Source organism: Tenacibaculum singaporense, assembly GCF_003867015.1.
Classification (GTDB): Bacteria; Bacteroidota; Bacteroidia; order Flavobacteriales; family Flavobacteriaceae; genus Polaribacter; species Polaribacter singaporensis.
The window spans coordinates 2,522,679-2,536,292 of sequence record NZ_CP032548.1 but is presented as its reverse complement, the minus strand read 5'-3'; the positions used below and the strand labels follow the sequence as shown (position 1 = coordinate 2,536,292).

At 34.4% G+C, this 13,614-nt stretch carries 14 protein-coding genes; 1 reads left to right on the top strand and 13 read right to left on the bottom strand.

From position 1 onward, the window contains the following. Positions 1–15: 15 nt before the first annotated feature. From D6T69_RS11165 to D6T69_RS11105, 13 genes are all read right to left on the bottom strand, one after another. Complete coding sequence (locus D6T69_RS11165) at positions 16–384, bottom strand: nuclear transport factor 2 family protein (protein ID WP_125067809.1); 369 nt, start codon at positions 382–384, stop codon at positions 16–18. A gap of 12 nt (positions 385–396) precedes the next feature. Next, positions 397–1,140: an SDR family NAD(P)-dependent oxidoreductase gene (locus D6T69_RS11160; protein ID WP_125067808.1), complete on the bottom strand. Its 744-nt coding sequence runs from the start codon at positions 1,138–1,140 to the stop codon at positions 397–399. A gap of 5 nt (positions 1,141–1,145) precedes the next feature. Further along, positions 1,146–1,340, bottom strand: coding sequence for a tautomerase family protein (locus D6T69_RS11155; RefSeq protein WP_047789068.1), 195 nt, complete (start codon positions 1,338–1,340; stop codon positions 1,146–1,148). 118 nt (positions 1,341–1,458) lie between these two features. Beyond that, positions 1,459–2,022 carry a Crp/Fnr family transcriptional regulator gene (locus D6T69_RS11150; RefSeq protein ID WP_125067807.1) on the bottom strand — a complete coding sequence of 188 codons (564 nt, stop codon included), beginning with the start codon at positions 2,020–2,022 and terminating at the stop codon, positions 1,459–1,461. Positions 2,023–2,129: 107 nt separating this feature from the next. Then, entirely contained in the window at positions 2,130–3,407 is a 1,278-nt protein-coding gene (gene argH / locus D6T69_RS11145; protein ID WP_125067806.1) for an argininosuccinate lyase, read from the bottom strand. 350 nt (positions 3,408–3,757) lie between these two features. Then, positions 3,758–4,816: a M20 family metallo-hydrolase gene (locus D6T69_RS11140; protein WP_125067805.1), complete on the bottom strand. Its 1,059-nt coding sequence runs from the start codon at positions 4,814–4,816 to the stop codon at positions 3,758–3,760. Beyond that, positions 4,813–5,592 (bottom strand): acetylglutamate kinase, encoded by a 780-nt coding sequence (gene argB / locus D6T69_RS11135; protein WP_125067804.1) that lies wholly within the window; start codon positions 5,590–5,592, stop codon positions 4,813–4,815. Before argB ends, D6T69_RS11140 begins: the two co-directional genes overlap by 4 nt. A gap of 447 nt (positions 5,593–6,039) precedes the next feature. Next, a complete protein-coding gene (locus tag D6T69_RS11130) occupies positions 6,040–6,978 on the bottom strand; it encodes a Rossmann-fold NAD(P)-binding domain-containing protein (protein WP_125067803.1) in 939 nt (312 codons plus the stop codon). Continuing rightward, a complete protein-coding gene (locus D6T69_RS11125; protein ID WP_125067802.1) occupies positions 6,975–8,102 on the bottom strand; it encodes an aspartate aminotransferase family protein in 1,128 nt (375 codons plus the stop codon). Before D6T69_RS11125 ends, D6T69_RS11130 begins: the two co-directional genes overlap by 4 nt. Further along, entirely contained in the window at positions 8,102–8,899 is a 798-nt protein-coding gene (proC, locus tag D6T69_RS11120; protein WP_125067801.1) for a pyrroline-5-carboxylate reductase, read from the bottom strand. The genes D6T69_RS11125 and proC overlap by 1 nt, the downstream gene beginning before the upstream one ends. A gap of 10 nt (positions 8,900–8,909) precedes the next feature. Then, positions 8,910–9,887 (bottom strand): N-acetyl-gamma-glutamyl-phosphate reductase, encoded by a 978-nt coding sequence (argC, locus tag D6T69_RS11115; protein WP_125067800.1) that lies wholly within the window; start codon positions 9,885–9,887, stop codon positions 8,910–8,912. Between the two features lie 151 nt (positions 9,888–10,038). After that, positions 10,039–11,217, bottom strand: a complete 1,179-nt coding sequence (argG, locus tag D6T69_RS11110) for an argininosuccinate synthase (protein WP_125067799.1) — start codon at positions 11,215–11,217, stop codon at positions 10,039–10,041. Continuing rightward, positions 11,214–11,825: a GNAT family N-acetyltransferase gene (locus D6T69_RS11105; RefSeq protein WP_125067798.1), complete on the bottom strand. Its 612-nt coding sequence runs from the start codon at positions 11,823–11,825 to the stop codon at positions 11,214–11,216. Before D6T69_RS11105 ends, argG begins: the two co-directional genes overlap by 4 nt. Positions 11,826–12,726: 901 nt before the next feature. On the opposite strand from D6T69_RS11105, the gene D6T69_RS11100 reads away from it, so the two are divergent. After that, positions 12,727–13,614: a branched-chain amino acid transaminase gene (locus tag D6T69_RS11100; protein ID WP_125067797.1), complete on the top strand. Its 888-nt coding sequence runs from the start codon at positions 12,727–12,729 to the stop codon at positions 13,612–13,614.

Here is a 13,614-nt window from a genome sequence, read left to right as displayed (position 1 = left end):
CTTTTGTTTACAAGGTTATTCTACATGTGTAAAAATCTTAGCTACAATTTTCCATTCATTCTCTATTTTAGTTAGAGACAAGTAGTCGTAGTAATTATAACCCAACATAGGTACATGTAACTTTGCCATGGCAATTTTCCCCATAATATCAACTCCTACAATTTTCATGTTAAAAGTTTCTTTTAAATCATTTGGACTTTGTCTGTTAGCAACCCCTTCAATATAATTTTCAGAACTTTTAAAATAGTCAGCACCTTTAATATCTCCATAAATAGGAGTGTTGTTATGAAAGCATGATTGAAGTTTTTGAGTATCTCCATAAAAAATACCTTCAAAGTAGTTCGTTACTAAAAGCTCTATTGCTGTTATATTCTCTTTATACATCTTTTTTAGTTTTTAAATGGCATGACCCACAGTGTGTCCACCAGCCACATTCATAGTTTCACCTGTAATAAAATTTGAGAAAGCTAAATAGTAAGCAGCTTCAGCAATATCAGTTACCTCACCAATACGGTTTAACAAGTGTAACCCAGCTAAACTATCAGCATCTTCAATACCTATTTTACTTTGTAGCGGACTTCTAATAATACCCGGAGCAATAGTGTTTACTTTAATATTATCATTACCAAACTCTGCGGCTAATTGTCTGGTTAAGGCATGAATTGCGCCTTTACTCATTAAAGGAGCAGTAGCAGGGAAACCAGCTATGGCATGATCTACTAAAACAGTTCCTATATTTATAATAGCTCCATTTTTTTGAGCTACCATGCTCGGAATAACAGCTTGAGAAGTAAAATAAGTTCCTTTTAAATTCACATTCCAGTACAACTCTAAATCACTTTCTTCAACCTCTAAAAAAGGCTTAGGAGCAAAAATTCCTGCATTGTTAATCAGTACATCTATACTATTAAATTTTTCTAAAGCTAAGGCTACTAATTGCTTACTTGTTTCTTGTTTACTAATGTCTCCAACAAGAAGCGCAGCATTTACCGGACTACCTAACTCTTTATAAGCTTTCTGTAAGTTTTCTTCGGTAGAAGCATTCATTACTACATTGCATCCTTTTTCTATAAAAAGTTTAGCAATTTCTTTACCAATACCTGTTGAAGCTCCTGTAATAATTGCGGTTTTGTTTTTCATGAGTCTTATTTTTTAGTTCCTAAATATTGTTTACCATCGTGTCCCCAATTACCTAAAGGAATTTCTTCAATAACAATATGGGTAGTTGCAGGGTTTTTCTGAAGTACATCAACTAAAAGTTGTGTAGTTCCTTCAATAAGTTGACGTTTTTGTTCTTGGGTTACCTGTTCGTCGGTAACCTTAATGTTTACAAAAGGCATAATAATATGTTTTAAAATTATGCTACAAAGTTGCGGTGGATGTACAACTTTGCACAGGAGCTATGTCACACCTTTAAAGTGATGTATGTCACATACAAACAATAAGAAATATTAAAAACTAAGAATTAAGCCTGCTAAGAGTTTCTCTAGAAACCCCTAAATAAGCAGCAATCATTTTTTTAGGAACCCGTTGAAAAAGGGTAGGGTATTGTTCTAACAGTTGGTCGTATCGTTCTTTTGCAGAATTTTGTAAGAGCGATACAATTCTCTTTTGAAGAGCTATTCTGCCCATTTTACTCTTTTTAGCCCAAAAACGTTCCATTTTGTGCATAGAGGCAGTTAGTTTATCACGGTTTTCGTAAGTAATGTATAGTAGTTCACAATCTTCAATACAATCAATTGCTGTTTTAGAAGGTTGTTGCTTTACAAACGATTCATAATCGGTAATCCACCAATTTTCCATAGCAAATTGAAGAATATGTTCTTTACCGCTATCTTCAATAAAATAGCTCTTTACACAACCATTAACCACCCAATATTCTTTATTGGCAATTTCGCCCTCTTGCAATAAGTACTGGTGTTTACGTTTAGTAATAGGTTGGAAAAAGCTTAGAATATAGGCGAATTCCTCATCAGTAAGAGGTATAATTTCTTCAATATGTTGTCGTAAAGGATGTGTCATTCTAAGGCAATAGTGAAATATTATTTTGATGTAAATTTAGTCAAAAAGAGGTAGAAGAATTATTTAGTAGTAAGGTTTTTATAAAAACCTTACTACTAAAAATGAATTTAAAAACTGTTTAGTTTTTCTCGTATTTTTTCTAAACACAAATTATCAATACTACCCACATGCGTATGTTTTTTAGAAGTATCAGGAGTATAGATTTCATTGTTTACTTCACCACCAATTTTTTGGTAAGCTTCTCTAAAACTCATACCGTTTTCTACCAAGGTATTCATATTGTCTACTGTAAATAGATACTTGTATTTTTCATCCTGTAAGTCAATATTCTTCACAATAACTTGCTGAATAGCATAATCAAAAATATCTAGTACATCTTTTAACTCTTCAAAAGCATTGATAATATTTTCTTTTAATAACTGATAATCTCTATGATAGCCGCTTGGTAAATTGTTGGTGATTAACAAGGTTTCAGTGTACAACGCTTGAATCTTATTACATTTTCCTCTAATCAACTCAAATACATCAGGATTCTTTTTATGAGGCATGATGCTGCTTCCTGTGGTTAATTCATCAGGAAAAGAAATAAAATCAAAATTCTGACTCATATACAGGCAGATATCCATCGCAAAACGAGCTAAGGTGTTACTTACACTTCCCAATGCCATAGTAAGTGTACGCTCACTTTTTCCTCTACTCATTTGTGCTGCTACCACATTATATTTTAAGGTTTCGAAGCCCAATTCTTTTGTGGTAAATTCTCTATCGATAGGGAAAGAACTACCATATCCAGCTGCTGAACCTAACGGATTTTGATCTACTGTTTTTAGCGCTGCATTAACCATGTGTAAATCGTCAATCAATAATTCAGCATAAGCAGAAAACCATAATCCGAAAGAAGAAGGCATTGCTACTTGTAAATGGGTATAGCCTGGTAATAGTTTGGTTTTGTGTTGCTTTGCTAACTGTAACAGTGTGTTAAATAGCGTTTTTGTCTTCTCTGAAATCGATTGTAGGTTGTCTTTATAATACAATTGCAACGCTACTAAAACCTGATCGTTTCTTGAACGTGCGGTATGAATTTTCTTACCAACCTCACCATGCATTTTAGTCAATTCAAACTCAATTTTAGAATGTACATCTTCAAACTGTTCATCAATTACAAACGTACCGTCTTCAACTTGCTGTTGTAACGTAGCAATTCCAGTAGTTACTTGTGCTAATTCTTCTGAAGAAATAATACCGATTGAGGCTAACATTTTAGCATGTGCTAAAGAAGCTAGCAAGTCATACGGAGCTATGTGTATATCTACTTCTCTATCGTTCCCAACAGTGAAATGTTCTATTTTTTTATCTATGGATAAACCTTTGTCCCAAAGTTTCATAATCTTAGTGTTTTTTATGTGTCACTTCGAACGTATGTGAGAGGTCTCAAGGTTACGAGTTACTCTTTTTAATGAGATTTAGCTACGCTGAACCTTAAGGTTTCTCTCTATCGTTCGGAATGACGGTTTGCTTTAGAAAAAGATGTCTTGTATCTCTTTTCTAGTTTTTTATTTGTTATTTATAATGTCACTTCGAGTAAAGTTATTGAAATGAAATAAAAATAACTTTGTATCGAGAAGTACTCGAATGGTTCTCGATACAATTCTTACTTCGTTATCACTCAATAAAAATCACTCGAACTGACATATAAAAAGGCATCTAGTTTCTTGCCTCATTATTCTATTTTTTTCTATAATACGTTCTCTAATAGCTTAACATACAATTTAATTCCTTCCTCAATCTCTTGAAGGTAAATAAACTCATCAGCGGTGTGTGAACGTGTGCTGTCTCCAGGTCCTAATTTTAATGACGGACAGCTCAATACTGCTTGGTCAGATAGGGTAGGAGAACCATAGGTTTTTCTCCCTAAATCCAACCCTGCTTGTACCAAAGGGTGTTCTTTTGGTATTGATGATGAATTCAAATTCAAGCTACGTGGTTGTATGTTACAAGGTGCATGTTCTTGTAAAAAGTCACTGATTTCCTGATTGGTATATTGATCGTTTACACGAACATCTACTACCAATTTTACTTCGGAAGGGACAGCATTGTGTTGTTTTCCCGCATTGATTTGTGTTATCGTGAGTTTTACGTCTCCCAAGGTTTCAGAAGTTTTTTCAAATTCAACATCTTTAAACCACTGTAATACTTCAATAGTGTTATAAATAGCATTATCGTGGTTCGGATGTGCGGCATGACTTGAGGTTCCTTTTACCTCGGCATCAAAAACGACCAAGCCTTTTTCAGCAATAGCTAAATTCATTAAAGTAGGTTCTCCTACGATAGCTACATCAATCTTTGGTAAAGTTTTTAGTAATCCGTTTAAACCGTTAGGACCACTGCTTTCTTCCTCGGCAGTTCCTGCAAAAACAAGGTTATAAGTCAAGTTTTCTTTCAGGTAGAAATGGGTGTAGGTTGCTAATAACGAAACCAAGCATCCACCAGCATCGTTACTTCCTAATCCGTAGAGTTTACCATCTTCTATAATCGCTTTAAAAGGATCTTTGGTATAGCCGTTATTAGGTTTTACCGTATCGTGATGCGAGTTGAGTAACAACGTAGGTTTGTTAGCATCAAAATGTTTATTTACTGACCACACGTTGTTCTGAGTTCTAGTGTATGGAATATCAAACTCTTTAAACCAGTTTTCTAGCAGTAGAGCAGTAGCATCTTCTTCCGAAGAAAAAGAAGGCGTTTCTATTAGGTTTTTTAACAGACTGATGGCTTTTGTGGTAAGTCTTTGTATCATGATAGTTGTAATGAGGTGTGTTTGTTTTTTGAATTAAATAGCATAGTTGTACTACCTATATGAACTTTATGAACGTTGTTTTTTAGGGCGTGAAAGCAGTTATCTAGTTTAGGAAGCATTCCTTCAAATATGACTCCATCAGCTTTTAATTGCGCGTAGGATTCTGAAGTGATTTGTTCGATAATAGAGTTGTCATCGGTTACATCACTTAGCACTCCTGATTTTTCAAAACAGTAATATAGTTCTGTACTAAAATGAGCAGAGAGACCTATAGCAATTTCTGAGGCTATGGTATCTGCATTTGTGTTTAATAACTGTCCGTTAGCATCGTGCGTAATCGCACAAAACACAGGCGTTACTTCGTTATTAATTAATATGGTTAGTACTTGCGGGTTTACGGTAACAACGTCGCCTGCAAATCCGTAATCTATAGGTTCTGCAGGACGTTTGGTTGATACAATAGTATTTCCGTCCGCTCCTGTAAAACCTATAGCGTTGGTGTTATGCGCTTGTAACTGCGTAACAATTTGCTTGTTGATTTTACCTGCATATACCATAGTAATTAAATCTAAAGTTTGTGTATCGGTTACACGTCTGCCATCAATCATCGTCACAGGAATATTCAACTGTTTAGCCAATTCAGAAGCTAGTTTTCCACCACCATGAACTAATACTTTCGGACCTTTTAACTGAGCGAAATCAGCTAAGAAGTTGTTCAAAGCTTTTTTATCATTAATGATGTTTCCGCCTATTTTAACAATCTTTATGGTTTTCATTTTTTAAGTTTTTAGTAATCGATATGTATTTACAAAGAGATTGCCACGCTTCGCTCGCAATGACGTCATAACGAGGAGCGAGAGTGACGTGGTTATCTTATTAAGGTTACCTTTTATCATCTTTTGAATTATTGTTATTCATATTAATAATTTGTTCATTTTTTCTTGATAAAAAACGAACCAAAAAATCAAGTCTGTAAAGAGGAAATTGCTACGCACCACTCATTTTCAAAGCTTCATGCTTAAAGTTACGCTTAGCATTTTCGCTTTTTCACTCGTTATTTCTTTATACAGACAGTTTTCATATTTCAATTATCTTTTAATTTAATGTCACGTCGAGTGATTTTTCGTACTGAAAGGAAGAAAAATTGTATCGAGACGTTTTCAAGTAGTTCTCGATACATCTCCCTCAGGTCGACACTCGAACTGACAAGTCAAAATTTAAATTCAACTTAAATGAGTTAAAATCTCCTTTAATACTATCTGTGCAGCAAAGGTTCTGTTGTTGGCTTGTTCAATCACAAGAGAATTTTCACCATCTAAAACAGCATCTTCCGCTACTACATTTCTTCTAATGGGTAAGCAGTGCATAAATTTAGCAGCGCCTATTTTTTCCTGAGTAATCATCCAGTTGGGGTCTTCATTTAGTATTTTACCATACTCATTAAAAGAACTCCAGTTTTTAGCATAGATAAAGTCGGCATTTTCAAAAGCTTTTTCTTGATTGTACTCTATAGGAAATTCTTTTGTAATTTCAGAATCTAACTCGTACCCTTCGGGATGCGTTATAACAAACTCTACATCCATGTTGTGCATGAGGTGTACAAAACCATTGGCAACCGAATGTGGTAATGCTTTTGGGTGCGGTGCCCACGACAGTACTACTTTGGGTTTAGATACTGTTTTAGTTTCAGTAATGGTAATCGCATCTGCCAACGCTTGTAACGGGTGGTCAGTAGCACTTTCCATATTCACAATAGGCACCGTAGCGTATTTAACAAAACTGTTGAGTACTGTTTCAGCTCTGTCTTTTTCCTTGTTTTCTAAAGTAGGAAAAGCTCTTACCGCAATAATGTCAGCATACTGAGAAATCACCATGGAAGCTTCTTTAATATGTTCTGAAGTACTTAAATTCATTACTGTACCGTCTTCAAACTCCATATTCCAAGCATTGGTAATATTTAACACACTTACCTCCATACCTAAGTTTTTAGCCGCTTTTTCGGTACTTAATCTTGTACGTAAACTAGCATTGAAAAAAAGCATGACTAAGGTTTTGTGTTTTCCCAAATCAGCAAACTGATAGGGACTTTCTTTTAATTGAATTGCCTTTTGAATGGTACCTGAAAGGTTTTCAATGTCTTTTAGGCTGGTGTATTTCTTCATGACAGTTCCTTTTTTAAAGCTTCAAAAAACATATCGATATGTTGTTTTTGAATGGTTAATGGCGGAAGAACTCTTAATAAATTAGGATTCTTGGCACTTCCTGTAAAAATGTGATGTTTGAATATTAGGTTCTTTCTTAGGTCAGCAATAGGAGAATCGAATTCTAACCCTAACATTAAACCTCTTCCTTTTACAGCTGTTATCTGCAGAATTGAAGCTGCTTGTTCCATAAAATAAGCAGCAATTTGCAGTGCATTTTCCATCAATTGTTCTTTTTTAATGGTTTCAGTAACTGCTAAGGAAGCAGCACAGGCTAAGTGATTACCACCAAAAGTAGTTCCCAATAACCCATAAGAAGCTTTGATGCTTGGATGAATTAAAATTCCACCCACAGGAAACCCGTTCCCCATTCCTTTTGCCATAGAAATGATATGCGGAGTAATGCCGTGTTTTTGAAAAGCAAAGAAATCACCCGTTCTACCAAATCCGCACTGAATTTCATCAGCAATAAGTAATGTGTTGTATTGTTTACATAGGTTTTCTAATCCTTGGTAAAAAGTTGTAGAAACTTCGTCTAATCCGCCTATACCTTGAATGGTTTCTATAATAATAGCACAAATATCATTGTTCTGTAAAGCCTTTTCAACACCTGTTAAATCTTCAAATTTTAAAAAGATAACCTCTTGTTGTGCATTGATAGGAGCAACAATTTTAGGATTGTCAGTTGCTGCTACGGCTGCAGAAGTACGCCCGTGAAACGAGTTCTTAAAGGCAATTACCTTTTGCTTACCAGTATGAAAAGAGGCTAGTTTTAAGGCATTTTCATTAGCCTCAGCTCCCGAATTGCATAAAAATAATTGATAATCTTTACAACCTGAAATGTTTTCTAGTTGCGAAGCTAACTCAACTTGTAACGGATTCTGAATAGCGTTGCTATAAAAACCTAGTTTAGCTACCTGCTGGCTAATGTTTTTTACATAGGTAGGGTGTGAATGCCCGATAGAAATTACGGCATGTCCGCCATATAAATCTAAATACTCTGTGCCTTTATCGTCGTATACATATACATCGTTGGCGGTTACTGGGGTAATATCAAATAGAGGATATACGTTAAATAAACTCATTAGTTTTCTTTTTTTATGGTATTAATTTTGTTAAAAGAGGCTACCATTCCCTGTATTAAGGCGGCACTTAAACCTTTATGTTCCATTTCATTCAAACCTTCAATGGTACAGCCTTTTGGAGTGGTAACTTTATCGATTTCTTCTTCAGGATGATTTCCTGTAGCTATGAGTAGGTTGGCAGCACCTTCGCTGGTATGCATAGCGAGCTCTTGTGCTTCTTTGGCGTCAAAACCTAACTGAATAGCGGCTTGTGTAGTTGCCCGTATTAAGCGCATCCAAAAAGCAATTCCACTAGCACATATTACGGTGGCTGCTTGCATTTGATTTTCAGGAATAATCATAGAAGTTCCTAGTTGATTGAAAATAGTTGTAGCTATTTTTAAATCTTCCTTCTTTTGAGTATTACCACTAAGACAAGTCATCGATTTTCCAACGGCAATAGCAGTATTAGGCATGGCTCTGATAATAGTAGTATCTGAACCAATAAGAGCTTCCATTTTTTCAATAGAAAAACCAGCAACTGTAGAAATTACTATATGATTATCTGATAACAGAGAATCAGTTTCTTTTAAAAGAGCTTCTAAATGTGTTGGTTGTACTGCAAAAATTAGCACATCAGATGCTGTGATTGCTTCCTTGTTATTAGAACTAATGAAAACGTTGGGCAACTCTTTAAATTCATTAAGTTCTTCAATGTTTCTCTTGGTTAAGAAAAGTTGAGAAAACGAATTGTTTTGTATCAATCCTTTAGCGATCGATTTTCCTAAGTTACCTGTTCCTATAATTGCTATTTTCATGTCTTTTATTTTAAAAATAAGTTGCTTTTAGTTGTAATCCTGTATTCTCTTGAAAACCAAACATCAGGTTCATGTTTTGGACTGCTTGCCCAGAGGCTCCTTTTAATAAATTATCAATAATGCTTGTTATGAGGAGCTTATCTCTGTGTTTATGCAAATGAATTAAACACTTGTTGGTGTTTACTACCTGTTTTAAATGTAGCTCTTGGTCTGCCATATGAGTAAAAACAGCGTCTTTATAATACTCTGTATATAATTGTTTCGCTTCGTCTAAGGTTCCCTCAAAATGTGTGTACTGCGTAGCGTAAATGCCTCTTGAAAAATTTCCTCTATTAGGAAGAAATAAAACCTCTGATTTAAAACTGGTTTGAAGTGTGTGTAAGGTCTGATTGATTTCTCCTAAATGCTGATGCGTAAATGGTTTGTAGTACGAAAAGTTATTATCTCTCCATGTAAAATGAGTAGTTGCTGATAGTGAAGTCCCCGCACCAGTAGCACCAGTAACCGCATTTATATGTACATCATTCTGTAATAAACCAGTGTTAGCTAATGGAAGGAATCCTAATTGAATAGCCGTAGCAAAACAACCTGGATTTGCAATATAAGAAGCGTTTTGTATTGCTTCTTTTTGAAATTCAGGTAAACCATACACAAATTCTTTTCCTTGAAAGTTGCTATCTGCTTCCAATCTAAAATCATTTCCTAAATCAATAATTTTTGTATGATTTGAAAAGGTATGTGTTTCTAAAAACTGTTTAGAATTTCCATGCCCTAAGCATAAAAACAGCACATCTACTGAAGCATTGATTTTATTGGTGAATGTTAAATCAGTACTCCCCACTAAATCCTGATGGACATTCGCTATTTTATTACCGGCATTAGATGTACTATATACAAAATTAATAGCAGCTTTTGGATGTTGTAATAAAAGCCTAATTAACTCTCCTGCTGTATAACCTGCACCTCCGATGATTCCTACTTGTATCATATTGTTTGTTGTTTACTCACTAAGTGAGATTTGTCATTTGTTTGTATTGTTATCAGTTAATTTTTAGAGATCATCACGTCGTTATCACTCCTCATGATGACGTCATTGCGAGTGAAACGTGGCAATCTGTTCATTGATAACTGATAATTGCTTACTTATTAACCTGTTGATATATTTTATTCTGATTTCCTAAGATCTTGATAAAACCTTTCGCATCTTCAGCTGTCCATCCTTTGTTTAGTTCACCGTAGCTACCAAATTTGGCATTCATTAAATCATGAGGAGAATCAATTCCATCTAGTGTAAAATGATATGGTTTTAGCGTCACAAAAACATCGCCAGTTACCTTTGCTTGGCTATTTGTAAAGAAGGCTTCCATATCTCTCATCACAGGATCTAAATACTGACCTTCATGTAAATGCATACCATAAAAACTTGCTAAATACTCTTTGTGTTGTAATTGCCACTTGGTTAAGGTGTGTTTCTCAAGTAAGTGATGTGCTTTAATAGTGATTAATGCCGCAGCAGCTTCAAAACCAACTCTTCCTTTAATTCCAACGATAGTATCTCCTACATGGATGTCTCTACCAATTCCGAATTTTGAGGCAATTTCATTCAATTGCTCAATGTTTTGTACAGGAGTTTTTTCGTTGTCATTGATAGCCATTAATTCACCCTTTACAAAAGAGAGTTTTATCTGTTCTGACGTTGTTTTGGTTACTTGAGAAGGGTAGGCATGTTCTGGTAACGGATGTTCTGAGGTTAAAGTTTCTTCACCTCCCACACTGGTTCCCCATAAACCTTTATTTACAGAGTATTTAGTCTTCTCCCAAGACAAATCAATTCCATTATTCTTTAAGTATTCAATTTCTTCCTGTCTTGAAAGTTGTAAATCTCTTATAGGTGTGATGACTTCAATTTCAGGAGCAATGGTTTGAAAAATCATATCAAACCTCACCTGATCGTTTCCAGCACCTGTACTACCATGTGCAATATAGTTAGCACCAATACTTTTAGCGTAGTTTACTATTTTTATGGCTTGCACAATTCTTTCGGCACTTACCGAAAGAGGATACGTATTGTTTTTTAACACGTTACCAAAAATTAAGTATTTAATTACTTTGTTGTAATAATCAGCTACTGCATTGATATTTTTATAGGTAGCCACTCCCATTGTGTAGGCGTTGTGTTCAATTTTTTTAATTTCTTCGGAAGAAAATCCGCCAGTATTCACGCTAACTGCATGAACTTCATATTCTTGTTTCGATAAGCTTACTGCACAGTACGAAGTATCTAATCCGCCGCTATAAGCAATTACTAATTTTTTCATTTTTTGTCTTTTTTTAGGAAGATGGTTTCCTTGATTCTTTTTAGCCTTTGAAAGACTTTATCTTTTACTTTTATGTTCTGAGTTTTTTTGTTAGGATCGTATAACATACCAGTACACAAGCACATTTTTTGCTGAGTACGTTGTAAAACATCGTAATTTTTACAGGTCTGGCAACCATTCCAAAAAGATTGATCTTCTGTAAGTTCAGAAAAAGTAACAGGTTTATAGCCTAGTTCGCTATTGAGTTTCATAACTGCCAAACCAGTTGTGATACTAAATATTTTGGCATTAGGAAACTTGGTTCTAGAATGCTCATAAACTACTTTTTTTATTTGTTTGGCTAAACCGATACCTCTATAGTTTGGGTGAACAATCAACCCAGAATTGGCTACAAATTTGCCATGACTCCAGGCTTCGATATAACAAAAGCCAGCAAATTGATCGCCATCTAAGGCAATAACAGCGTTACCATTTTCTAGCTTTGTAATGATGTATTCTGGTTTTCTTTTGGCAATTCCTGTGCCTCTAACCAGAGCAGCTTCGTCAATAGTTTGACAAATAATTTCAGCATACTTACTATGCGATTGATCAGCAATAACAACTCTCATTGAAATTGATTTTAGATAAACATTTTGTTAAAAATCGGTGGTTTGAAAAGAAGAACCGGACGCACCTAGGTTCCCAAAAGAAGTAGCACCCTTACGGGCGACGTCGGATAAAAATAGGTCGTACAACAGCTACGTTATTGAAAACAATAACAAGAGTTGGTAACAATATAAAAATGTAGATTATAGAAATCAAAAGGTGAAAAATAAAATTATACAATACTCAGTTTAGGACAAAAGGAAGACTAGCGTCGGTTGAAAGACCGCACTAAAAAACTGGGTATATTGTTGTATATTTTATTTGTTTGCATAACGGCACAAATCTATAAAATAAATTTTGATAAATACTAAATAAAAAATAAAAACTTTTGTAAGTGTAAGTGATACAAGAGGTTATGAGGTGTTTTTTTATGAGGAGAAATAAAAAAAACAAAAAAATATTAGGATAACTAAAAAATAATTTCAAATATTTGTGACATCAAATGAAGAAACAAGTATTAAATATCATTTCTATTATTATTGTCATTGTGATTATTTCACAGGGATAAGGAAGTGGTATTTTATTATTAAATTATATAAATTTTAAAAAGGCTTCCTAAATTTTAGGAAGCCTTTTTTAGTTGCAAAAAACATGAATCAATTTTTTAACATCGTGGTAATTATTATTGTCATTATTAGCTCTCCACCGAGTTGATACAGATAATTTTTGCCTATAAGGAAGCCTGTATCTAACTCTAGATGCAGGCTTTTTTTATTCCGTGAATATCATAAGGTTAAAAGATTAATGTATTGATTTTTAGCTAATTATGTTTTTTTTAAATGAATTAGAAATCATTAAAGCATTGAAAAACAAAAAATAGAATAAAAACCGAAAAATAATTTTGAACAGCAAAACAACTGAAAAATGTATTACAACGAAGAAACAGTAATCTATTATAACGGAGAGTTTATCAAAGCCGTAGACGCAAGAGCTAACTTGTATAGCCAAAGTTTACACTATGGAAATGGGGTTTTCGAAGGTATAAGAGCATACAATACCAGCGAAGGAACTAAAATTTTTAAGTCATATGAGCATTATAAAAGGCTTAAGTATGGAGCAGAAGTCATGAATATTCAATTGGATTATTCTGAAGAACAACTAACGCAAATTACTTACGAATTGTTAGAGCGTAATGGTTTAAAAGATGCTTACATCCGTCCGTTAGTCACTACAGGATCAGATATGAGTTTGTTAACTTCTAAAGAGACGAATTTAGTAATACAATGTTGGGAGTGGGGCAAGTACATGGGAGATAAATTACTTAAAGTAAAAACATCATCGTTTCAGCGTCCGAATCCGAAGTCATGTTTTGTAGAAGCAAAAGTAACAGGGCACTATACGAATTCAATATTATCAACTAACGAAGCAAAAAATAACGGTTATGATGAAGCATTGTTATTAGATATGAATGGCAATGTTGCTGAATGTTCTGGAGCAAATGTTTTTATGCAGAAAGATGGGAAGTTATACACGCCTCCAAGAGGTTATATCATGGCAGGAATTACCCGTGCTACGGTTATCGATTTGTGTAAAGAAGAAGGAATTTCTGTTGAAGAAAAGCACTTTACGCTAGAAGAATTAAAAAATGCAGATGCTTGCTTTTTCACAGGAACAGCAGCTGAAGTAGTAGGGTTACAATCTCTAGACAATTATCAATTTCCATTAGCATGGGAAAAAACATATGGACAAAAACTAATGAAAATATATAAAGACGAAGTATTAGGCTTACGTCAAAAACGCAAAGCAAGTTAA